Source organism: Pseudomonas sp. AN-1 (genome assembly GCF_034057115.1).
Classification (GTDB): Bacteria; Pseudomonadota; Gammaproteobacteria; order Pseudomonadales; family Pseudomonadaceae; genus Geopseudomonas.
This window is the reverse complement of sequence record NZ_CP139195.1, coordinates 3,500,061-3,520,964: the sequence shown is the minus strand read 5'-3', so window position 1 is coordinate 3,520,964 and position 20,904 is coordinate 3,500,061. Positions and strand designations below refer to the sequence as shown.

Sequence of the window (20,904 nt, the reverse complement as noted above, 5' to 3'; positions counted from 1 at the left end):
ACGGCGGGCAGGCCGCGCTGCGCAGGGCGATACTCAGGGGACCGCCTCCCGGGAGCGCCGCCATGCCGACCGACACCCTGCGCCTGTTCTTCGCCCTGCCCTGCCAGCGTGACACCGCCGAGGCCATCTGCACCTGGCGCGACGGCCTGGGTCTGGGCGGCAAGCCGGTGGCGGCGGAGAACCTGCACCTGACCCTGGCCTTCCTCGGCCAGCAGCCGAGCGCACGCCTGGAGGAACTGCAGCTGCTCGCCGCCGCCATCGAGGCGCCTCCCTTCGAGCTGCGCCTCGACCGTCTCGGCGGTGGCCGCCAGGGCCTGCTGTGGCTGGAGCCGAGCCGGATGCCCGAGGAGCTGCCGGCGCTGGCCGGCGAACTGCAGCGGCGCCTGCTGGCCAGCGGCATCGCCCTCGACACCCGGCCGCTGCGCGCCCACCTGACCCTGGTGCGGCATGCCGGCGCCCGCCCGCGCGAGGCGCACCCCGACTTCGCCTGGCCGGTCGAGCGCTTCGTCCTCTACGCCTCGGAGAACACGCCGCGCGGCGTGCGCTACCTCGGGCTGGGCAACTGGCCGCTGGTGCCCGGGCTGCGACTGCCGCGCTTCCGGCCGCCGCACTGAGCCGTGCCCCCCGCCCTTGCTTCCCGCCGCGCGCGCCCCCACTTACCATGCACGCACTTTTCCCGTGCCTGCGCGGCAGGCACCCGCTGCGAGAGTCCCGATGAGCGCAACCCCGTACATCTTCGACGTCACCACCGCCAGCTTCGAGCAGCTGGTGATCGAAAACTCCTTCCACAAGCCGGTGCTGGTGGACTTCTGGGCCGAGTGGTGCGCGCCGTGCAAGGCGCTGATGCCACTGCTGGCGAAGATCGCCGAGGGCTACCAGGGCGAGCTGCTGCTGGCCAAGGTCAACTGCGACGTCGAGCAGGACATCGTCATGCGCTTCGGCATCCGCAGCCTGCCCACCGTGGTGCTGTTCAAGGATGGCCAGCCGGTCGACGGTTTCGCCGGCGCCCAGCCGGAATCGGCGATCCGCGCCATGCTCGAGCCGCACGTGCAGGAGCCGGCCGCGCCGCAGGCCGACCTGCTGGACAGCGCCCGCGCCCAGTACGCCGCCGGGCAGATCGCCGCCGCCGAACAGCTGCTGCAGCAGCTGCTGACCGAGGACAACCAGAACGCCGCGGCGCTGATCCTCTACGCGCGCTGCCTGGCCGAGCGCGGCGCGCTGGACGAGGCGCAGGCGGTGCTGGATGCGGTGAAGGGCGACGAGCACAGGCAGGAGCTGGCCGGCGCCAGCGCCCAGCTGACCTTCCTGCGCCAGGTCGCCAGCCTGCCCGAGGCCGCCGAGCTGAAGAGCCGCCTGGCCCAGGACGCCGGCGACGACGAGGCGGCCTACCAGCTGGCCATCCACCAGCTCGCCCGCCAGCAGTACGAGACCGCGCTGGACGGCCTGCTGCGCCTGTTCATGCGCAACCGCGGCTACGGGGACGACCTGCCGCGCAAGACCCTGGTGCAGGTGTTCGACCTGCTCGGCAAGGAACACCCGCTGGTGATCACCTACCGCCGCAAGCTGTACCAGGCGCTCTACTGATCGGCCGCCGCGCCGGTCCAGCGGTAGACCGGCGCATCGCCAGCGGCCTGTACCTCGACCTGCGGGCAGTGGCGCAGGCGCACCAGCAGGCGCTTGCCCGCCTCCTCGCCGCCGGCCAGGGCGCTCAGCTCGGCGAACAGCTGCGGACCGTCCAGCGCCCCGGCGCGGCGCAGCAGTTCCTGGGCCAGCGCCCACAGCCGGTCGCCGGCGCTGGCGGACGGCGCGGTCGCCGGCGCGGCGACCGGGTACGCCTCGTCCACCGCAGCTACCGGCAACCCGCGCAACTGCGCCCATTCCGCGCCGTCCAGCTCCACCGTCAGGTCCACCGGCCAGTCGCCGATCCGCCCGTGAATTCGCATTGCCCGCCTCCTCATGCCGATGGCGGCATGCTCCCATGCCGGCCCGTCCCCGCCAAGCGGCGCTGGCCCGCCAGGCGCAAAACTTGTTATAACGTAACCATCCTTCGAGCACCGAGAGAGAACCCCATGCGTCTGCTGCTGGTCCTGCCCTTCCTCCTGTCGCCGCTGGCGATCGCCGGCGAGCACGAACACGAGCATGCCCACGCCCATGCCAGCCTGGATCGCCACGAGCATGGCGTCGCCGCGCTGGACGTCGCGCTGGAGGGCGCAACCCTCGAACTCGAGCTGCGCAGCCCGGCGGCCAACCTGCTGGGCTTCGAGCACGCCCCGCGTAGCGCCGAGGAGCGCCAGCGTCTCGCCCGCCTGCAGGAACAGCTGGGCCGCCCCCAGGCGCTGTTCGCCCTGCCCGCCGCCGCCGACTGCCGACTGACCGGGCAGCAGCTGGACAGCCCGCTGTTCGCCGCCACCGACCATGCCCATGCGCACGATGAGCACGGCGGCAGCCACAGCGACATCAGCGTCCACTACCGCTTCGCCTGTCGCGCGCCCGCGGCCCTCGACGGCCTCGACGCGGCCCCGCTGTTCCGCGCGTTCCCCGCCACCACCCGGCTGCAGGTGCAGCTGATCGGCCCGCACGGCCAGCAGGGGGGCGAGCTGCGCGCCGGCGCCAGCCGCCTGGCGCTGTGAGCGGCCGTGGCTTGACGGCTGCGTCCCGCGCCAGTAAGCAGTCCGCTCTGTCCGCCATCCTCCGCCCCCGATGAATCCTGCGCTGATCGAGCTCGTCGACCTCGGCTTCGCCTGGCCCGGCCAGGCCGAGCTGCTGGACATCCCGGCCTTCCGCCTGGAGGCCGGCGAACGCCTGTTCCTGCACGGCCCGAGCGGCAGCGGCAAGACCACCCTGCTCGGCCTGCTCGGCGGGGTGCAGCTGCCGCAGCGCGGCAGCGTGCGCCTGCTCGGCCAGGATCTGGCGCGCCTGTCGGCCGGCGCCCGCGACCGCTTCCGCGTCGACCACAGCGGCTACATCTTCCAGCAGTTCAACCTGCTGCCCTTCCTGCCGGTGCGCGACAACGTCGCCCTGCCCTGCCGCTTCTCCGCCCTGCGCGCCGAGCGGGCCCGGCGCCGCCACGGCAGCGTCGGCGCCGCCGCCGGCAGCCTGCTCGAGCACCTGGGCCTCGACGCCAGGCTGCACGGCCGCCGCGCCGACCAGCTGTCGATCGGCCAGCAGCAGCGGGTGGCCGCCGCCCGCGCGCTGATCGGCCAGCCGGAGCTGGTGATCGCCGACGAGCCGACCTCGGCGCTGGACGCCGACGCCCGCGCGGCCTTCCTCGAGCTGCTGTTCGCCGAATGCCGCGCCGCCGGCACCAGCCTGCTGTTCGTCAGCCACGACCGCAGCCTGGCACCGCTGTTCGACCGCGAGCTGGCGCTGCAGCAGCTCAACCGCGCCAGCCACAGGGAGGACTGAGCCATGCACCTGCTGCGCCTGGCCCTGGCCAGCCTGGCCAACCGCCGCGCCACCGCCCTGCTCACCGTGCTGGTGATCGCCCTGTCGGTGGGCCTGCTGCTCGCCGTCGAGCGGGTGCGCACGGAAACCCGCAGCAGCTTCGCCAGCACCATCAGCGGCACCGACCTGATCGTCGGCGCCCGCTCCGGCTCGGTGAACCTGCTGCTCTACTCGGTGTTCCGCATCGGCAACGCCACCAACAACATCCGCTGGGACAGCTACCAGCAGATCGCCGCGCTGCCGCGGGTCAAGTGGGCCATCCCGCTGTCGCTGGGCGACTCGCACCGCGGCTACCGGGTGCTCGGCACCACGACCGACTACTTCACGCACTACCGCTACGGCCAGGACCGCGCCCTGCAGTTGGCCGCGGGCCGGCCGTTCGCCGACCTGTTCGAGGTGGTGCTCGGCGCCGAGGTGGCGCGCGCCCTCGGCTACCGGCTCGGCGACGAGATCGTGCTGGCCCACGGCGTCGGCGCGATCAGCCTGACCCGCCACGACGACAAGCCGTTCCGCGTGGCCGGCATCCTGGCGCGCACCGGCACCCCGGTGGATCGCACCCTGCACATCTCCCTGGCCGGCATGGAGGCGCTGCACGTCGACTGGCAGGGCGGCATGCCGGCGCGCGGCGCGGCGCGCATCGACGCCGACCGGGCGCGCCGGCTCGACCTCAGGCCCCAGGCGATCACCGCCGTGCTGCTCGGCCTCGACAACCGCATCGCCACCTTCGCCGTGCAGCGGGCGCTCAACGAGTATCGCGGCGAGCCGCTGCTGGCGATCCTGCCCGGAGTCGCCCTGCAGGAGCTATGGAGCCTGATGGGCACCGCCGAGCAGGCGCTGCTGGCGGTGTCGGCCTGCGTGGTGCTGGTCGGCCTGGTCGGCATGCTCACCGCGCTGCTGGCCAGCCTCAACGAGCGCCGCCGCGAGATGGCCATCCTGCGCTCGGTCGGCGCCCGCCCCTGGCAGATCGCCGCCCTGCTGCTGGCCGAGGCCCTGGTGCTGACCCTGGCGGGCCTGCTGCTCGGCCTGGCCCTGCTGTACCTGGCCATCGCCCTCGGCCAGGACTTCCTGCAGGCGCGCCACGGCCTGTTCCTGCCCCTCGCCGCCCCGAGCCCGCGCGAGTGGCTGCTGCTCGCCGCCAGCCTCGCCGCCGCCCTGCTGCTCGGCCTGCTGCCGGCCTGGCGCGCCTACCGGCAGTCGCTGGTCGACGGCCTGAGCATCCGTCTGTGACCCCCTCCTGGAGATTCGCCATGCTGCGCGCGCTGCTGCTGTCCCTGGCCCTGCTGGCCACCCCGCTGCTGGCCGAGCCGCTGCGCACCCTGAGCTGGCAGGAGCTGATCCCCGAAGGCGCGCCGCCGCCCCCGCCGCCGCAGGCCTTCCACGACCTCTCGCAGCTGGCCGACGCGCTGGCGGCGGAAAGCGGCCCGGCGGCCGCCCAGCAGTCGCCAGCCGCCCCGGTGGTCGAGGCGCTGGACGGCCAGCGGGTGCGCATCCCCGGCTACGTGGTGCCGCTGGACCTCGACGCCGCCGGTCGGGTGCGCGAGTTCCTCCTGGTGCCCTGGTTCGGTGCCTGCATCCACGTGCCGCCGCCGCCCTCCAACCAGATCGTCCACGTGCGCACCACCCAGGAGCTGGCACTCGACGACCTCTGGCAGCCGTTCTGGATCGAGGGAACGCTGCGCGTCGCGCACAGCAGCAGCGAGCTGGCCGAGGCCGGCTACCAGCTGCAGGCCGAGCGCATCCGCCCGTATGAACTGCCGCAAGAATGAGGCAACGCGTTGATATTCCTGTAGACCATTGTTGAGCTGGATCAACGCAGCCACTGCTGGCCGGCCGCTAGCATAGGCACCAGTCGATACAGAACATCTGGATGGAGTTCTCCCATGATCCGCAAGACTCTCACCGCTTCCCTGCTGGCCCTGGCCGTCGCTGCTCCCTTTGCCCAGGCTTTCGAGGCTGGTGACATCATCGCCCGCGCTGGTGCCATCACCGTCGACCCGAACGAAGACAGCTCTGCTGTGAAGCTGAATGGAGCTCCGCTCGGTGGTCAGGCCACTCTGGACAGCGACACCCAGCTGGGCCTGAACTTCGTCTACATGGTCACCGACAAGGTCGGCATCGAGCTGCTGGCCGCCACTCCGTTCGAACACAGCGTAGGCCTGAAAGGTCTGGGTGGTCTCGATGGCAGCTTCGCCGACGTCAAGCACCTGCCGCCGACCCTCAGCGCCGTCTACTACCCGCTGGACAGCAAGTCCACCGTGCAGCCCTATGTCGGCCTGGGCATCAACTACACCACCTTCTTCGACGAAGACCTGAACAGCACTCGTACCGGCCAAGGCTTCAGCAACCTCGAGCTGGACGACTCCTGGGGCCTGGCAGCCCAGGTCGGCGCCGACTTCATGCTGAGCGACAACATCATGCTCAACGCCCAGCTGCGCTGGATCGACATCGACACCGAAGCCACTGCCGATCTGGCAGGTGCTGGCAAGGTCAGCGTCGACGTCGACATCGACCCGTGGGTCTACATGGTCGGCCTCGGCTACAAGTTCTGATCCCGTCACCCCAGCGGCGATAGAAACGACAAAGGCACCGCAAGGTGCCTTTGTCGTTTCTGCCATCCCGCCCACCCGCTGCAACAGGCGCCGGACAACACCAGCTCAGCGGCCGAGCAGCCGCGCCAGCCCGTCGCGCAGCGGTGTCGGCTCGGAGAAGACGAAGCGCGCCAGCAGGCGCCGGTTGTCCGCCCGCGAGTGGCGGATATCGCCGGCACGCGCCTCGCCATGGGTCACCGGCGGCAGGTTACCGAGGATGTCCGCCAGCGCCGCCAGCAGCTGGTTGAGGCTGGTGGCGCGATCGAGGCCGACGTTCACCGCCCCCGCTTCCACCTGCGGCGCCTCCAGCGCCTGCACCAGCAGCGTCACCAGGTCGGCAACGTAGACGAAGTCGCGGGTCTGCTCGCCGTCGCCGAACACGCTGATCGGCAGGCCGGCCAGCGCGCGCTCGGCGAAGATGCTGATCACCCCGGAATACGGCGAGGACGGATCCTGGCGCGGGCCGAAGATGTTGAAGAAGCGGAAGATCGCCGGTTCCAGGCCATGCTGGCGGCGGTAGAAGTCGAGGTAATGCTCGCTGGCCAGCTTGTCCGCGGCGTAGGGGGTCAGCGGCGCCTTGGGGGTGTCCTCGTCGATGGCCGTGCCTTCGCCGTTCTGCCCGTACACCGCCGCGCTGGAGGCGAACAGCACCCGGCGCACGCCCTGCTCGCGCATGGCCTCGCACAGGTTGAGGGTGCCGATGAAGTTGCTCTGGTGGGTGCCGACCGGATCGTCCACCGAGGCCTGCACCGAGGCCACCGCCGCCAGGTGGGCCACCGCGGTGCAACCAGCCAGCGCCGCCCGCACCGCCCCGATGTCGGCCACGTCGCCCTCGACCAGCTCGAGGCGCGGGTTGTCCAGCGGCAGGTTGGCGCGCTTGCCGGTGGACAGGTTGTCCAGCACGCGCACGCGGTGGCCGCGCGCCAGCAGGGCATCGGCCAGGTGCGAGCCGATGAAGCCGGCGCCGCCGGTGACCAGGATCAGGGTATCAGACATGACGGTAGTAGCGGTCCACGACGGCCGGCAGGGCGGCGCGCCAGGCGCGCGGCTTGATGCCGAAGGTGTTGAGGATCTTCCGGCAGGCGAGCACCGCATGCTGCGGTTCTTCCGGCGCGTCGGGACGCTCGGCGTGGGCCTGCGGGGTGAAGTCCTGGGGGATGTCCGGGCGATGGCGGCGCGCCTCGGCCAGGGTGGCCTGGCCCATGGCCAGGCTGGTGGTCGCCTCGATGCCGCCATAGTGGTAGGTGCCCCACAGCGGCGCATTGCAGTCGAGCTGCTTGAGCACCGCGAGGATCACCCGCGCGGCGTCGTCCACCGGGGTCGGGTTGCCGCGTCGGTCGTCGGCGAGGCACAGCGGCTCGCCGCTCTCCGCCCACCGGAGCAGACGGCCCATGCGCCCCTCCGGACTCTCGTCGAGCAGCCAGCCGAAACGCAGCAGGATGTGCCGCGGGCAGATGGCCCGCACGCTCTGCTCGAAGTGCCATAGCGCCTGGCCGCGCAGGCTCAGCGGGTGGATGTCGTCCTTCTCGCTGTAGGCGGTGGCGCGGGCGCCGTCGAACACCTTGTAGCTGGACGGCTGCAGCAGGACGATCTCGTGGTGCAGGCACAGCTCGGCCAGGCGGTCGATGGCGCGCTCCTGGACGAACAGCCGTTCGGCCTCGATCTGCTCGGCCTGGAACCAGTCGTGGTAGTAGGCCAAGTTGACCAGCGCGTCCGGGCGCTGCTCGTCGAGCAGCACGGTCAGGCTGGCCGGGTCCCAGCCCTGCGGCGGCGGCACCGGGGCGAGGAACTCGACGTTCTCTTCAGCCCCCTGGCGCAGCAGCGCCTGTCCCAGGGCATTACCGCCGCCCAGCAGCATCAGGCGCATGCGCATGGTGATGGACTGCCTCGGCTCAGAACGGGATATCGTCGTCGAAGCTGTCGTAGTCCGGCGCCGGCTGGGCGGCCGGCTGCTGCGGGGCCGGACGCGACTCGCGCGGCGCCTGCTGCTGCGGCTCGCGCTGCGGGCGCGCCGGACGCTGGGCGTAGTCACCGCCCTCGGCGTTGCCGCCGCGGCTGCCGAGCAGCTGCATCTGGCCGCCCATGTCGACCACGATCTCGGTGGTGTAGCGGTCCTGGCCGGACTGGTCCTGCCACTTGCGGGTCTGCAGGCGGCCCTCGACGTAGACCTGGGAGCCCTTGCGCAGGTACTCGCCGGCGATCTCGGCGACCTTGCCGAAGAACACCACCCGGTGCCACTCGGTGCGCTCCTGCAGCTGGCCGGTCTGCTTGTCCTTCCAGCTGTCGCTGGTGGCCAGGGTGATGTTGGTCACTGCATTGCCGTTGGGCAGGTAACGGGTTTCCGGGTCGCCCCCGACGTTACCCACCAGAATGACTTTGTTGACTCCGCGAGCCATGACTTTCTCCTAAGGCTTCAGCACGTCGGCGCCGGATTGACCAGGCGCTCGATGGACGTGCGATCCACTTGTTGGGCATCCAGCTTGACATACAGGGCGGCCTCCTCGGCCACCACGACAGCATCGGCCACGCCGGGCACTGCCTTCAGACGCTCTACCAGCCCCGCCTCGCGCAGCGCTTCGGGCGACAGCGACAGGCGCAGACTGGTCACATACGGCGGTTCGCGCATAGTAGCAGCAAACCCCAGCCACAGGGCAGCGAGCAGCGCACAGCCGAGGAACACGGCGGCCACCCCGCCCTGCTGGAACAGCCAGCCGCCGAGCAGGCCGCCGAGGGCGGCGCCGAGGAACTGGCTGGTGGAATACACGCCCATCGCCGTGCCCTTGCCGCCGGCCGGTGCCATCTTGCTGATCAGCGACGGCAGCGAGGCCTCCAGCAGGTTGAAGGCGGTGAAGAACACCAGGGTGCCGATCACCAGCGCGACCAGGCTGTTGCCGAGCTGCCAGAAGAACAGCTCGCAGAGCAGCAGCACGCCGACCGCACCGACCAGCACGCGGCGCATCTGCCGGCGCTTCTCGCCGTAGATGATGAACGGAATCATGGCGAAGAAGCCGACCAGCAGGCCGACCAGGTAGACCCACCAGTGCTCCTCCTTCGGCAGCCCGCCCTGCTCGACCAGCGCCAGCGGCAGGGCGACGAAGCTGGCCATCAGGATGGCGTGCAGCGCGGCGATGCCGAAGTCCAGGCGCAGCAGCTGGCCATCGCGCAAGGTCGGCCACAGCGCCTGGCGGGCCACGCCGGACTCGCGGTGCTGCAGGGCGCTCTGCGGCCTGGGCACCAGCACGGCGATGATCAGGATGCCGAACAGGGCCATGCCGGCGGTGACCCAGAACAGCCCGGCCAGACCGAAGGCGCGGGTCAGCAGCGGGCCGATGACCATGGCGGCGGCGAACGACAGGCCGATGCTCATGCCGATCATGGCCATGGCCTTGGTGCGGTGCTGCTCGCGGGTGAGATCGGAGAGCAGCGCCATCACCGCCGCCGAGATGGCGCCGGCGCCCTGCAGCACCCGGCCGGCGATCACCCCCCAGATGGAGTCGGCGCTGGCCGCCAGCGCCGCGCCGGCGGCGAAGATCAGCAGGCCGACGTAGATCACCGGCAGGCGGCCGATGCGGTCGGAGAGGATGCCGAAGGGGATCTGCAGCACGGCCTGGGTCAGGCCGTAGGCGCCGATGGCCAGGCCGATCAGCAACGGCGTGGCACCGGCCAGATCCTGGCCGTAGGTCGCCAGCACCGGCAGCACCATGAACATGCCGAGCATGCGGAAGGCGAATACCGAGGCCAGACCGGCAGCCGCACGCTGCTCGGTCGGACTCATGCGCTCGGAGTGCGGATCGTGCATGACTTCACCTCGAAAAACGGGGGCGCAATTCTAGCAGCACCGCCGCCGCCGGCACAGGCGCGGCGCTTTGCCGCCCGGCAGACGGCAGCCGTATACTCCGGGCTTTTCCGCCCGCCATGCGAGGCTGCAGTGGACCAGATCCTGATCCGTGGGGCGCGCACCCACAACCTGAAGAACATCGACCTCACCCTGCCGCGCGACAAGCTGATCGTCATCACCGGCCTGTCCGGCTCGGGCAAGTCGTCGCTGGCCTTCGATACCCTGTACGCCGAGGGCCAGCGCCGCTACGTGGAATCGCTGTCGGCCTACGCCCGCCAGTTCCTGTCGATGATGGAGAAGCCCGACGTCGACACCATCGAGGGCCTGTCGCCGGCGATCTCCATCGAGCAGAAGTCCACCTCGCACAACCCGCGCTCGACGGTCGGCACCATCACCGAGATCTACGACTACCTGCGCCTGCTCTACGCCCGCGTCGGCACCCCGCGCTGCCCGGAGCACGACGTGCCGCTGGAGGCGCAGACGGTCAGCCAGATGGTCGACCAGGTGCTGGCCCTCGCCGAAGGCAGCAAGCTGATGCTGCTGGCTCCGGTGATCCGCGAGCGCAAGGGCGAGCACCTGTCGGTGTTCGAGGAGCTGCGCGCCCAGGGATTCGTGCGCGCACGAGTCGACGGCAGGCTCTTTGAGCTGGACGAGCTGCCCAGGCTCGACAAGCAGAAGAAGCACAGCATCGACGTGGTGGTCGACCGCTTCAAGGTGCGCGGCGACCTGCAGCAGCGCCTGGCCGAATCCTTCGAGACCGCCCTCAAGCTGGCCGACGGCATCGCCCTGGTCGCCCCGATGGAGGGGGAGAACGGCACGGAGATCATCTTCTCGGCGCGCTTCGCCTGCCCGCACTGCGGCCACTCGATCGGCGAGCTGGAGCCCAAACTGTTCTCCTTCAACAACCCGGCCGGCGCCTGCCCGAGCTGCGACGGCCTGGGCGTGAAGCAGTTCTTCGACCCGCGCCGGCTGGTCAACGGCGAGCTGAGCCTGGCCGAGGGCGCGATCCGCGGCTGGGACCGGCGCAACGTCTACTACTTCCAGATGCTCGGCTCGCTGGCCGCGCACTACGGCTTCAGCCTCGAAGAGCCGTTCGACGCGCTGCCGGTGGCGGTGCAGAAGCTGCTGCTGCATGGCAGCGGCCGCGAGGAGGTGGAGTTCCGCTACCTCAACGACCGCGGGGACATCGTCCGGCGCGCCCACCCGTTCGAGGGCATCGTGCCCAACCTGGAGCGCCGCTACCGCGAGACCGAGTCGAGCAGCGTGCGCGAGGAGCTGGCCAAGCTGCTCAGCACCCAGCCCTGCCCGGACTGCCGTGGCACCCGCCTGCGCCGCGAGGCGCGCCACGTGTGGGTCGGCGAGCGGACCCTGCCGGCGGTCACCGCGCTGCCGGTGGGCGACGCCTGCAACTACTTCGCCGATCTCAGCCTGAGCGGCCGGCGCGGCGAGATCGCCGCGAAGATCCTCAAGGAGATCCGCGAGCGCCTGCAGTTCCTGGTCAACGTCGGCCTCGACTACCTGACCCTGGAGCGCAGCGCCGACACCCTGTCCGGCGGCGAGGCGCAGCGCATCCGCCTGGCCAGCCAGATCGGCGCCGGCCTGGTCGGGGTGATGTACATCCTCGACGAGCCGTCGATCGGCCTGCACCAGCGCGACAACGAGCGCCTGCTGGCCACCCTCACCCACCTGCGCAACCTCGGCAACACGGTGATCGTGGTCGAGCACGACGAGGACGCCATCCGCCTGGCCGACTACGTGGTCGACATCGGCCCGGGCGCCGGCGTGCACGGCGGCCGCATCGTCGCCCAGGGCACCCCGGCCGAGGTGATGGCCCACCCCGAGTCGCTGACCGGCAAGTACCTGTCCGGCCGCGCGAAGATCCGCTACCCGGCCGAGCGCACGCCCGTCGACCGCAACAAGCTGCTGCGGCTCAAGGGCGCGCGCGGCAACAACCTGCGCAGCGTCGACCTGGAGATCCCGCTCGGCCTGTTCACCTGCGTCACCGGCGTGTCCGGTTCGGGCAAGTCGACGCTGATCAACAACACCCTGTTCCCGCTGGCCGCCCATGCGCTGAACGGTGCCGAGTCGCAGGAGGCGGCGCCTTACGCCAGCCTCGACGGCCTGCAGCACCTCGACAAGGTAGTCGACATCGACCAGAGCCCGATCGGCCGCACGCCGCGCTCCAACCCGGCCACCTACACCGGACTGTTCACCCCGATCCGCGAGCTGTTCGCCGGGGTGCCGGAGTCGCGCTCGCGCGGCTACGGCCCGGGGCGCTTCTCCTTCAACGTCAAGGGCGGGCGCTGCGAGGCCTGCCAGGGCGACGGGGTGATCAAGGTGGAGATGCACTTCCTGCCGGACATCTACGTGCCGTGCGACGTGTGCAAGGGCAAGCGCTACAACCGCGAGACCCTCGAGGTGAAGTACAAGGGCCGGAACATCCACGAGGTGCTGGAGATGACCATCGAGGAAGCGCGCGAATTCTTCGATGCGGTGCCGGCGGTGGCGCGCAAGCTGCAAACGCTGATCGACGTGGGCCTCTCGTACATCAAGCTGGGGCAGAGCGCCACCACCCTGTCCGGCGGCGAGGCGCAGCGGGTCAAGCTGAGCCGCGAGCTGTCCAAGCGCGATACCGGCAAGACCCTGTACATCCTCGACGAACCGACCACCGGCCTGCACTTCGCCGACATCCAGCAACTGCTCGACGTGCTGCACCGCCTGCGCGACCACGGCAACACCGTGGTGGTGATCGAGCACAACCTCGACGTGATCAAGACCGCCGACTGGCTGGTCGACCTCGGCCCCGAGGGCGGCTCGCGCGGCGGGCAGATCATCGCCACGGGCACGCCTGAGCAGGTCGCCGCCATGCCGCAATCGCACACCGGGCGCTTCCTCGGCCCGCTGCTGGAGCGCGACCGGGCGTAGCTCCTGCGCGGAACGCCAGCCGTACACGACAAGGCCGGGCATCAAGCCCGGCCTTGTCGCATCCGCAAGCCGCGCGCGCCGGCTCTGCCCCGGGCAGAAAACGCGGGCAACAAAAAGCCGGGCACTGGGCCCGGCTTCTTGTGAATCACCCGAACTTACTCGGCAGCTGCTTCCACAGCACCGGCAACCGGACGATCAACCAGCTCGACGTACGCCATGGGCGCGTTGTCGCCAGCGCGGAAACCGCACTTGAGGATGCGCAGGTAGCCGCCCGGACGGTTGGCGTAGCGCTTGCCCAGCTCGTTGAACAGCTTGCCGACAGCAGCCTTGGAGCGGGTGCGGTCGAAAGCCAGACGACGGTTGGCGACGCTGTCTTCCTTGGCCAGGGTGATCAGCGGCTCGGCAACGCGACGCAGCTCCTTCGCCTTGGGCAGGGTGGTCTTGATCAGCTCGTGTTCGAACAGCGACACCGCCATGTTCTGGAACATGGCATTGCGGTGTGCGCTGGTGCGGCTCAGGTGACGGCCACTTTTACGATGACGCATGATTGAAATTCCTTACCAAACCTTGAGTTCGGTTATCAGGGACGATCAGGCAGTCGCCTTGTCATCCTTTTTCAGACTTGCCGGCGGCCAGTTGTCGAGGCGCATGCCGAGGGAAAGACCGCGGGAAGCCAGAACGTCCTTGATCTCGGTCAGGGACTTCTTGCCCAGGTTCGGCGTCTTGAGCAGCTCCACTTCGGTGCGCTGGATCAGGTCACCGATGTAGTAGATGTTCTCCGCCTTCAGGCAGTTGGCCGAACGCACGGTCAGTTCCAGATCATCGACGGGGCGCAGCAGGATCGGGTCGATCTCGTCTTCCTGCTCTTCCACCACCGGAGCGCTGTCACCCTTGAGGTCGACGAACGCGGCCAGCTGCTGCTGCAGGATGGTCGCGGCACGACGGATGGCCTCTTCGGGATCCAGGGTACCGTTGGTTTCCAGGTCGAGGACCAGCTTGTCCAGGTTGGTACGCTGCTCGACACGGGCGCTTTCCACCACGTAGGCCAGGCGACGGACCGGGCTGAACGAGGCGTCGAGCTGGAGGCGGCCGATCGAACGGCTCTCGTCCTCGTCGCTCTGGCGGGCGTCGGCGGGCTCATAGCCACGGCCGCGCGCCACTTTCAGACGCATGTTCAGGGCACCGTTGTCCGCCAGGTTGGCGATGACGTGGTCACCGTTCACGATCTCGACATCGTGATCCAGCTGAATATCGGCAGCGGTGACCGCACCCGGACCCTTCTTGGAAAGGGTCAGCGTCACTTCATCACGACCGTGCAGCTTGATGGCCAGGCCTTTCAGGTTGAGCAGGATCTCGATCACATCTTCCTGCACACCCTCGATGGCGCTGTACTCGTGGAGTACGCCATCGATTTCAGCCTCAACCACTGCGCAGCCAGGCATGGAGGACAACAGGATGCGACGCAGCGCGTTGCCCAGTGTGTGACCAAAACCGCGCTCGAGAGGCTCGAGCGTGATCTTGGCGCGGGTCGGGCTGACCACCTGAACGTCGATGTGACGGGGGGTCAGAAACTCATTTACCGAACTCTGCATGGATGCACCTATTTTCTAGCTCTTACTTGGAGTAGAGCTCGACAATCAGGTTTTCGTTGATGTCAGCGGACAGATCGCTGCGAGCCGGCACGCTCTTGAACAGGCCGGACTTCTTCTCGGCATCAACTTCCACCCACTCAACGCGGCCACGCTGGGCGCACAGCTCGAGAGCCTGGGCGATACGCAGCTGGTTCTTGGCCTTTTCACGGACAGCGACGACGTCGCCAGCCTTGACCTGGTAAGACGGGATGTTGACGGTCTGACCGTTGACGGTGATGGCCTTGTGCGAAACCAGCTGGCGGGATTCGGCACGGGTGGCACCGAAGCCCATGCGGTAGACGACGTTGTCCAGGCGGCACTCGAGCAGTTGCAGCAGGTTCTCGCCGGTCGAACCCTTGCGACGGGTTGCTTCCTTGTAGTAACCGCTGAACTGACGCTCCAGCACGCCGTAGATGCGGCGGACCTTCTGCTTCTCGCGCAGCTGGGTGCCGTACTCGGACAGGCGACCACGGCGCTGGCCATGGATACCGGGGGCCGCTTCGATATTGCACTTGGATTCCAGAGCGCGGGCGCCGCTCTTCAGGAACAGGTCAGTGCCTTCGCGACGGGACAGTTTGCATTTCGGACCAATGTAACGAGCCATTCTTCACTGTCTCCTATTACACGCGACGCTTCTTCGGCGGACGGCACCCGTTGTGCGGGATCGGCGTCACGTCGGTGATGCTGGCAATCTTGTAGCCGCAGGCGTTCAGGGCACGCACGGCGGATTCACGACCCGGACCCGGACCCTTGACGTTGACGTCGAGGTTCTTCAGGCCGTACTCCAGAGCGGCCTGACCGGCGCGCTCGGCCGCCACCTGGGCAGCGAACGGAGTGCTCTTGCGCGAGCCGCGGAAACCGGAACCACCGGAAGTCGCCCAGCTCAGAGCGTTGCCCTGACGGTCGGTGATGGTCACGATGGTGTTGTTGAAGGACGCGTGGATGTGGGCGATGCCATCAACCACCGTCTTTTTGACTTTCTTACGAGGACGAGCAGCAGGTTTTGCCATGACTATATTCCTGTCGATTCGCGGATGCGATTACTTGCGGATCGGCTTGCGCGGACCCTTGCGGGTACGGGCGTTGGTCTTGGTGCGCTGACCATGAACCGGCAGGCCGCGACGGTGACGCAGGCCGCGGTAGCAGCCGAGGTCCATCAGGCGCTTGATGTTCATGTTGATTTCGCGGCGCAGGTCACCTTCGGTGGTGAGCTTGGCGACTTCGCCACGCAGCTGCTCGATCTGCTCGTCGCTCAGATCCTTGATTTTCGCCGCCGGGTTGACGCCGGTGGCGGCGCAGATGTTCTGCGCGGTGGTGCGACCGACACCATAGATGTAGGTCAGCGAGATAACAGTGTGTTTGTTATCCGGAATGTTGACGCCTGCAATACGGGCCATTCAGAAAAACTCCAATTGACAGCTATCCGCGCCCCGGAAGCCAAGAAAAGGGCGTGGATATTAACGCTGTAATAACAAATAATCAACCCGGCAGCGCACTAGCTGCCGGGCTGGTTCGCAGATCACACTCAGCCTTGGCGCTGCTTGTGGCGCGGCTCCGCGCTGCAGATCACGCGAACGACGCCTTCACGGCGCACGATCTTGCAGTTGCGGCACAGCTTCTTGACCGATGCACGAACTTTCATCACCAACTCCTCGAACCTTACGGGACGGTCAGCGCAGCATGCCGCTGCCGTAGCCCTTCAGGTTGGCTTTCTTCATCAGGGAATCGTACTGGTGCGAAACGAGGTGCGATTGTACTTGGGACATGAAGTCCATCACAACGACCACGACGATCAGCAACGAGGTCCCGCCAAGGTAGAACGGCACATTGGCCGCCACCACCAGGAACTGGGGCAGCAGGCATACGGCCGTCATGTACAGAGCACCGAACATGGTCAAGCGGGTCAGAACGCCATCGATGTAGCGCGCCGACTGCTCGCCGGGACGGATACCCGGAATGAAGGCACCGGACTTCTTCAGGTTTTCCGCCACGTCCTTCGGGTTGAACATCAGCGCCGTGTAGAAGAAGCAGAAGAAAATGATCCCTGCACTAAACAGCAGAATGTTCAACGGCTGACCGGGCGCGATCGCCTGCGCGATGTCCTGCATCCAGCCCATGCCTTCACCCTGACCGAACCAGGCACCCAGGGAGGCCGGGAACAGCAGGATGCTGCTGGCGAAGATCGCCGGAATGACGCCGGCCATGTTCACCTTCAGCGGCAGGTGGCTGGTCTGCGCCGCGAAGACCTTACGGCCCTGTTGACGCTTGGCATAGTGCACCGCGATGCGACGCTGGCCACGCTCGATGAACACCACGAAACCGATGATCGCGACGGCCAGCAGACCGATGGCAATCAGGGCGAAGATGTTGATATCACCCTGACGGGCAGACTCGAAGGACTGCCCGATCGCCGACGGCAGGCCGGCCACGATACCGGCAAAGATCAGCATCGAGATGCCGTTGCCGATGCCGCGTTCGGTGATCTGCTCGCCCAGCCACATCATGAACATCGCCCCCGCCACGAAGGTGGTGACCGCCACGAAGTGGAAACCGAAATCGGTGCTGAAGGCCACACCCTGACTGGCCAGACCAACGGACATGCCGGTGGCCTGGACCAGCGCCAGGGCAACAGTGCCGTAGCGGGTGTACTGGCTGATCTTGCGTCGACCAGCCTCACCTTCCTTCTTCAACTGCTCCAGTTGCGGACTGACCGCCGTCATCAGCTGCATGATGATCGATGCCGAGATGTACGGCATGATCCCCAGTGCAAAGATGCTCATGCGCTCCAGCGCGCCACCGGAAAACATGTTGAACAGGCTAAGAATGGTCCCCTCGTTCTGCCGGAACAGCTCGGCCAGCCGGTCAGGGTTGATGCCGGGCACCGGGATGTGCGCGCCGATCCGGTAGACGATGATCGCCATGAACAGGAAACGCAAACGAGCCCAGAGCTCGGACAGCCCGCCATTGCTGAGCGCGGAGAGAGCACCTTGCTTAGCCATTTAGTCCTCGATTTTGCCGCCAGCTGCTTCGATGGCCGCACGTGCACCCTTGGTGACGGCGATGCCCTTCAGGGTGACCGCACGTGCAACATCACCGGACAGCATGACTTTTACACGCTGCACGTTTTCGTTGATCACGTTGGCATCCTTCAGCGCCTGCAGGGTGACGACGTCGCCTTCCACCTTGGCCAGCTCGGAGGTGCGCACTTCTGCGCGATCCATGGCCTTCAGGGAGGTGAAGCCGAACTTCGGCAGACGGCGGTGCAGCGGCTGCTGGCCGCCCTCGAAGCCCGGGGCAATCTTGCCGCCGGTACGCGAGGTCTGGCCCTTGTGGCCGCGGCCACCGGTCTTGCCCAGGCCGCTACCGATACCACGGCCCGGACGCAGCTTCTCGCGACGGGCACCCGGCGCGGAACGCAGATCGTTCAGTTGCATGGATTAACCCTCCACACGCAGCAGGTAGTAGGCCTTGTTGATCATCCCGCGATTCTCGGGGGTGTCCAGGACCTCTACGGTGTGGTTGATGCGACGCAGGCCGAGGCCCTTGACGCACGCCTTGTGGTTGGCCAGACGGCCGTTCACGCTCTTGATCAGCGTGACCTTGATCTTGGCATTCGACATGATCAGAGAATCTCCTCGACGCTCTTGCCACGCTTGGCCGCCACGGAGTCCGGAGACTGCATGCTCTTCAGACCCTTGAAGGTGGCGTACACCACGTTCACCGGGTTGGTCGAGCCGTAGCACTTGGCCAGAACGTTGTGCACACCGGCCACTTCCAGGACGGCGCGCATGGCACCGCCGGCGATCACACCGGTACCTTCCGAAGCCGGCTGCATGTACACCTTGGAGGCGCCATGGGCGGACTTGATCGGGTACTGCAGGGTGGTGCCGTTCAGATCGACCTGGATCATGTTGCGGCGCGCAGCTTCCATGGCCTTCTGGATCGCAGCCGGAACTTCGCGGGACTTGCCACGACCGAAACCGACGCGACCCTTGCCATCACCCACCACGGTCAGCGCGGTGAAGGTGAAGATGCGGCCGCCCTTGACGGTCTTGGCAACGCGGTTAACCTGAACCAGCTTCTCGATGTAGCCTTCGTCGCGCTTCTGCTCGTTGTTCGCCATAACTTAGAACTCCAGCCCGCCTTCACGAGCAGCATCGGCCAGTGCCTTCACACGACCGTGGTACTTGAAGCCAGAACGGTCGAATGCCACCTGGGTGACACCGGCGGCTTTCGCGCGCTCGGCGACCAGCAGGCCAACCTTCTTGGCAGCTTCGACGTTGCCGGTGGCAGCGCCACGCAGCTCCGCGTCCAGAGTCGAGGCGCTGGCCAGGACCTTGCCGCCGTCGGCCGAGATGACCTGGGCGTACATGTGCTGGGAAGAGCGGTACACGCAAAGGCGTACGGCCTCCAGCTCGCGCATCTTCAGGCGTGCCTGGCGAGCGCGACGCAGACGGATAACTTTCTTGTCGCTCATTTGCTATGCCCTACTTCTTCTTGGCTTCTTTACGACGGACAACTTCGTCGGCGTAACGCACACCCTTACCTTTGTAAGGCTCCGGACGACGGAAGTCGCGGATCTCGGCAGCCACCTGACCAACCACCTGCTTGTCGACACCCTTGATCAGGATCTCGGTCTGGCTCGGGGTTTCGGCAGTGACGCCTTCCGGCAGTTCGTACTCGATCGGATGCGAGAAGCCGAGGGCCAGCGACAGGGTCTGACCTTTGGCCTGAGCACGGTAGCCGACGCCAACCAGCTGCAGCTTGCGCTGGAAGCCTTCGCTGACACCAACAACCATGTTGTTGACCAGGGCGCGGGTGGTACCGGCCATGGCGCGGGTCTGCTGGTCGCCGTTGCGGGCAGCGAAACGCAGCTCACCTTCTTCCTGAATCACTTCCACCGAAGGATGCACCTTCAGTTCCAGAGCGCCCTTGGCACCCTTCACCGAAAGCTGCTGACCGGCCAGCTTGATTTCGACGCCGGCGGGCAGCTTGACGGGGTTCTTAGCAACGCGAGACATGCTGACTCCCCCTTAGAACACGGTGCACAGTACTTCGCCGCCGACACCGGCAGCGCGAGCAGCGCGATCCGTCATCACACCCTTGTTGGTGGAGACGATGGAAACGCCGAGACCGCCGCGAACTTTCGGCAGCTGCTCGACAGCCTTGTACTGACGCAGACCGGGACGGCTTACGCGCTTGAGCTCTTCGATGACCGGCTTGCCTTCGAAATACTTCAGCTCGATGGACAGCTGCTGCTTGATGTCGCCGCTGACCTGGTAATCCGCGATGTAGCCTTCGTCCTTCAGAACCTTGGCGACTGCTGCCTTCAGCTTGGAAGACGGCATGCTCACCACAGTCTTCTCAGCCATCTGGGCATTACGGATACGAGTTAGCATGTCCGCTAACGGGTCCTGCATACTCATGGGCTTGATGCTCCTGAAACAAAAAAAAGCCTTTCGGCTGTATTAGCCCGCGCTCGGGCACGAATGCCGGACTCAGGCGAGCCAGACATTCTAGAGACTGATCAAAAACGAATCAAGCCCCAGAGGGGCTTGATTCGCTTGACCGGGCTCCCGGGCGGACCCGGGAGCCTTGTCTGTCTTACCAGCTGGCCTTGACCAGACCCGGCACATCACCACGCATGGCGGCTTCACGCAGCTTGTTACGGCTCAGGCCGAACTTGCGGTAGAAGCCGTGCGGACGACCGGTGATGCGGCAGCGGTTGCGCAGACGGCTGGCCGACGCATCGCGCGGCTGCTTCTGCAGGGCTACCAGGGCTTCCCAGCGCTGCTCCGGAGTGGAGTTCGGGCTGGCAATGACAGCTTTCAGCTCGGCACGCTTCTTGGCGTACTTCGCGACCGTTTGCTGACGCTTCAGCTCACGGTTCTTCATGCTCATTTTGGCCATGTTCCTACTCCAATCAGTTGCGGAACGGGAATTTGAAGGCGCGCAGCAGGGCGCGGCCTTCGTCATCGGTACGGGCGGTGGTGGTCAGGGTGATGTCCATCCCACGCAGCGCATCGATCTTGTCGTAATCGATTTCCGGGAAGATGATCTGCTCTTTCACGCCCATGCTGTAGTTGCCACGACCGTCGAAGGACTTGGCATTCAGGCCGCGGAAGTCACGCACGCGCGGCAGGGAGATGGTGATCAGACGATCCAGGAATTCGTACATGCGATCGCCACGCAGAGTCACCTTGATACCGATCGGCCAGCCCTCGCGGACCTTGAAACCAGCGATGGACTTGCGAGCATAGGTGACCACCGGCTTCTGGCCAGCGATCTTCTCCATGTCGCCCAGCGCGTTCTCGATGACCTTCTTGTCACCGATCGCTTCGCCGAGACCCATGTTCAGGGTGATTTTGGTGATGCGCGGAATTTCCATCACGTTCGCCAGCTGCAGGTCTTCCTTCAGCTTGGGAGCGATTTCGTTCCGGTAAATATCTTTCAATCGTGCCATGGTGTTTTACCTATG

The 20,904-nt window shown here is 67.1% G+C and carries 28 protein-coding genes; 8 read left to right on the top strand and 20 right to left on the bottom strand.

Annotation, left to right across the window (positions count from 1 at the left end):
• The first annotated feature begins 62 nt into the window (after positions 1–62).
• Together thpR and trxA are read left to right on the top strand one after the other, a co-directional pair.
• Positions 63–614: an RNA 2',3'-cyclic phosphodiesterase gene (gene thpR / locus SK095_RS16680; protein WP_320546874.1), complete on the top strand. Its 552-nt coding sequence runs from the start codon at positions 63–65 to the stop codon at positions 612–614.
• Positions 615–714: 100 nt separating this feature from the next.
• Complete coding sequence (gene trxA / locus SK095_RS16675) at positions 715–1,584, top strand: thioredoxin (RefSeq protein WP_320546873.1); 870 nt, start codon at positions 715–717, stop codon at positions 1,582–1,584.
• Here the strand turns inward: trxA and SK095_RS16670 are convergent.
• A complete protein-coding gene (locus SK095_RS16670; RefSeq protein WP_320546872.1) occupies positions 1,578–1,943 on the bottom strand; it encodes a hypothetical protein in 366 nt (121 codons plus the stop codon). The genes trxA and SK095_RS16670 overlap by 7 nt on opposite strands.
• Before the next feature lie 126 nt (positions 1,944–2,069).
• Here SK095_RS16670 and SK095_RS16665 point away from each other — a divergent pair, with 126 nt between their 5' ends.
• The 5 genes from SK095_RS16665 (at position 2,070) to SK095_RS16645 (ending at position 5,993) form a co-directional block, all read left to right on the top strand.
• Positions 2,070–2,630, top strand: a complete 561-nt coding sequence (locus SK095_RS16665; RefSeq protein ID WP_320546871.1) for a DUF2796 domain-containing protein — start codon at positions 2,070–2,072, stop codon at positions 2,628–2,630.
• Positions 2,631–2,700: 70 nt separating this feature from the next.
• The gene (locus SK095_RS16660; protein WP_320546870.1) at positions 2,701–3,405 is read left to right on the top strand and encodes an ATP-binding cassette domain-containing protein; all 705 of its coding nucleotides are present in this window, start codon (positions 2,701–2,703) and stop codon (positions 3,403–3,405) included.
• A 3-nt stretch (positions 3,406–3,408) separates the two neighbouring features.
• Positions 3,409–4,671 (top strand): ABC transporter permease, encoded by a 1,263-nt coding sequence (locus tag SK095_RS16655; RefSeq protein ID WP_320546869.1) that lies wholly within the window; start codon positions 3,409–3,411, stop codon positions 4,669–4,671.
• A 20-nt stretch (positions 4,672–4,691) separates the two neighbouring features.
• Positions 4,692–5,210 carry a DUF3299 domain-containing protein gene (locus SK095_RS16650; protein ID WP_201487798.1) on the top strand — a complete coding sequence of 173 codons (519 nt, stop codon included), beginning with the start codon at positions 4,692–4,694 and terminating at the stop codon, positions 5,208–5,210.
• 114 nt (positions 5,211–5,324) lie between these two features.
• A complete protein-coding gene (locus tag SK095_RS16645) occupies positions 5,325–5,993 on the top strand; it encodes an OmpW/AlkL family protein (protein WP_136491290.1) in 669 nt (222 codons plus the stop codon).
• 105 nt (positions 5,994–6,098) lie between these two features.
• Here SK095_RS16645 and SK095_RS16640 read toward each other — a convergent pair whose 3' ends face one another.
• The 4 genes from SK095_RS16640 to SK095_RS16625 are packed head-to-tail and all read right to left on the bottom strand — an operon-like array spanning position 6,099 to position 9,831.
• Positions 6,099–7,028 carry an NAD-dependent epimerase/dehydratase family protein gene (locus SK095_RS16640; RefSeq protein ID WP_320546868.1) on the bottom strand — a complete coding sequence of 310 codons (930 nt, stop codon included), beginning with the start codon at positions 7,026–7,028 and terminating at the stop codon, positions 6,099–6,101.
• Entirely contained in the window at positions 7,021–7,905 is an 885-nt protein-coding gene (locus SK095_RS16635) for a sugar nucleotide-binding protein (protein WP_320546867.1), read from the bottom strand. Before SK095_RS16635 ends, SK095_RS16640 begins: the two co-directional genes overlap by 8 nt.
• 19 nt (positions 7,906–7,924) lie before the next feature.
• Complete coding sequence (locus SK095_RS16630; RefSeq protein ID WP_320546866.1) at positions 7,925–8,428, bottom strand: single-stranded DNA-binding protein; 504 nt, start codon at positions 8,426–8,428, stop codon at positions 7,925–7,927.
• Positions 8,429–8,445: 17 nt separating this feature from the next.
• A complete protein-coding gene (locus tag SK095_RS16625) occupies positions 8,446–9,831 on the bottom strand; it encodes an MFS transporter (protein WP_136491015.1) in 1,386 nt (461 codons plus the stop codon).
• 129 nt (positions 9,832–9,960) lie between these two features.
• Between SK095_RS16625 and uvrA the strand changes: the two genes are divergently transcribed.
• A complete protein-coding gene (gene uvrA / locus SK095_RS16620; RefSeq protein ID WP_320546865.1) occupies positions 9,961–12,795 on the top strand; it encodes an excinuclease ABC subunit UvrA in 2,835 nt (944 codons plus the stop codon).
• 155 nt (positions 12,796–12,950) lie between these two features.
• On the opposite strand, the gene rplQ is transcribed toward uvrA, so the two are convergent.
• From rplQ to rplE, 15 genes are all read right to left on the bottom strand, one after another.
• The gene (gene rplQ / locus SK095_RS16615) at positions 12,951–13,340 is read right to left on the bottom strand and encodes a 50S ribosomal protein L17 (RefSeq protein ID WP_090350156.1); all 390 of its coding nucleotides are present in this window, start codon (positions 13,338–13,340) and stop codon (positions 12,951–12,953) included.
• Between the two features lie 45 nt (positions 13,341–13,385).
• The gene (locus tag SK095_RS16610) at positions 13,386–14,387 is read right to left on the bottom strand and encodes a DNA-directed RNA polymerase subunit alpha (protein WP_136491013.1); all 1,002 of its coding nucleotides are present in this window, start codon (positions 14,385–14,387) and stop codon (positions 13,386–13,388) included.
• Positions 14,388–14,409: 22 nt separating this feature from the next.
• A complete protein-coding gene (gene rpsD / locus SK095_RS16605; RefSeq protein ID WP_136491012.1) occupies positions 14,410–15,030 on the bottom strand; it encodes a 30S ribosomal protein S4 in 621 nt (206 codons plus the stop codon).
• 16 nt (positions 15,031–15,046) lie between these two features.
• Positions 15,047–15,436: a 30S ribosomal protein S11 gene (rpsK, locus tag SK095_RS16600; RefSeq protein ID WP_003093689.1), complete on the bottom strand. Its 390-nt coding sequence runs from the start codon at positions 15,434–15,436 to the stop codon at positions 15,047–15,049.
• A 30-nt stretch (positions 15,437–15,466) separates the two neighbouring features.
• Positions 15,467–15,823: a 30S ribosomal protein S13 gene (rpsM, locus tag SK095_RS16595; RefSeq protein ID WP_136491011.1), complete on the bottom strand. Its 357-nt coding sequence runs from the start codon at positions 15,821–15,823 to the stop codon at positions 15,467–15,469.
• A 128-nt stretch (positions 15,824–15,951) separates the two neighbouring features.
• Positions 15,952–16,068 carry a 50S ribosomal protein L36 gene (rpmJ, locus tag SK095_RS16590; RefSeq protein WP_014854209.1) on the bottom strand — a complete coding sequence of 39 codons (117 nt, stop codon included), beginning with the start codon at positions 16,066–16,068 and terminating at the stop codon, positions 15,952–15,954.
• Between the two features lie 28 nt (positions 16,069–16,096).
• Positions 16,097–17,425 carry a preprotein translocase subunit SecY gene (gene secY, locus SK095_RS16585; protein WP_136491010.1) on the bottom strand — a complete coding sequence of 443 codons (1,329 nt, stop codon included), beginning with the start codon at positions 17,423–17,425 and terminating at the stop codon, positions 16,097–16,099.
• Positions 17,426–17,860 carry a 50S ribosomal protein L15 gene (gene rplO, locus SK095_RS16580; protein WP_136491009.1) on the bottom strand — a complete coding sequence of 145 codons (435 nt, stop codon included), beginning with the start codon at positions 17,858–17,860 and terminating at the stop codon, positions 17,426–17,428.
• A gap of 3 nt (positions 17,861–17,863) precedes the next feature.
• On the bottom strand, positions 17,864–18,046 hold the full coding sequence (gene rpmD / locus SK095_RS16575; RefSeq protein ID WP_090213051.1) for a 50S ribosomal protein L30: 183 nt from the start codon (positions 18,044–18,046) through the stop codon (positions 17,864–17,866).
• Positions 18,047–18,048: 2 nt separating this feature from the next.
• On the bottom strand, positions 18,049–18,549 hold the full coding sequence (gene rpsE / locus SK095_RS16570) for a 30S ribosomal protein S5 (protein WP_136491008.1): 501 nt from the start codon (positions 18,547–18,549) through the stop codon (positions 18,049–18,051).
• 3 nt (positions 18,550–18,552) lie between these two features.
• Entirely contained in the window at positions 18,553–18,903 is a 351-nt protein-coding gene (gene rplR, locus SK095_RS16565; RefSeq protein ID WP_090306395.1) for a 50S ribosomal protein L18, read from the bottom strand.
• A 10-nt stretch (positions 18,904–18,913) separates the two neighbouring features.
• Positions 18,914–19,447, bottom strand: coding sequence for a 50S ribosomal protein L6 (gene rplF / locus SK095_RS16560; RefSeq protein WP_136491007.1), 534 nt, complete (start codon positions 19,445–19,447; stop codon positions 18,914–18,916).
• Between the two features lie 12 nt (positions 19,448–19,459).
• A complete protein-coding gene (gene rpsH, locus SK095_RS16555; RefSeq protein ID WP_136491006.1) occupies positions 19,460–19,852 on the bottom strand; it encodes a 30S ribosomal protein S8 in 393 nt (130 codons plus the stop codon).
• Positions 19,853–20,030: 178 nt separating this feature from the next.
• Positions 20,031–20,336: a 30S ribosomal protein S14 gene (gene rpsN, locus SK095_RS16550; protein ID WP_090350184.1), complete on the bottom strand. Its 306-nt coding sequence runs from the start codon at positions 20,334–20,336 to the stop codon at positions 20,031–20,033.
• Positions 20,337–20,349: 13 nt separating this feature from the next.
• Positions 20,350–20,889 (bottom strand): 50S ribosomal protein L5, encoded by a 540-nt coding sequence (gene rplE, locus SK095_RS16545; protein ID WP_136491005.1) that lies wholly within the window; start codon positions 20,887–20,889, stop codon positions 20,350–20,352.
• Positions 20,890–20,904 lie beyond the last annotated feature (15 nt).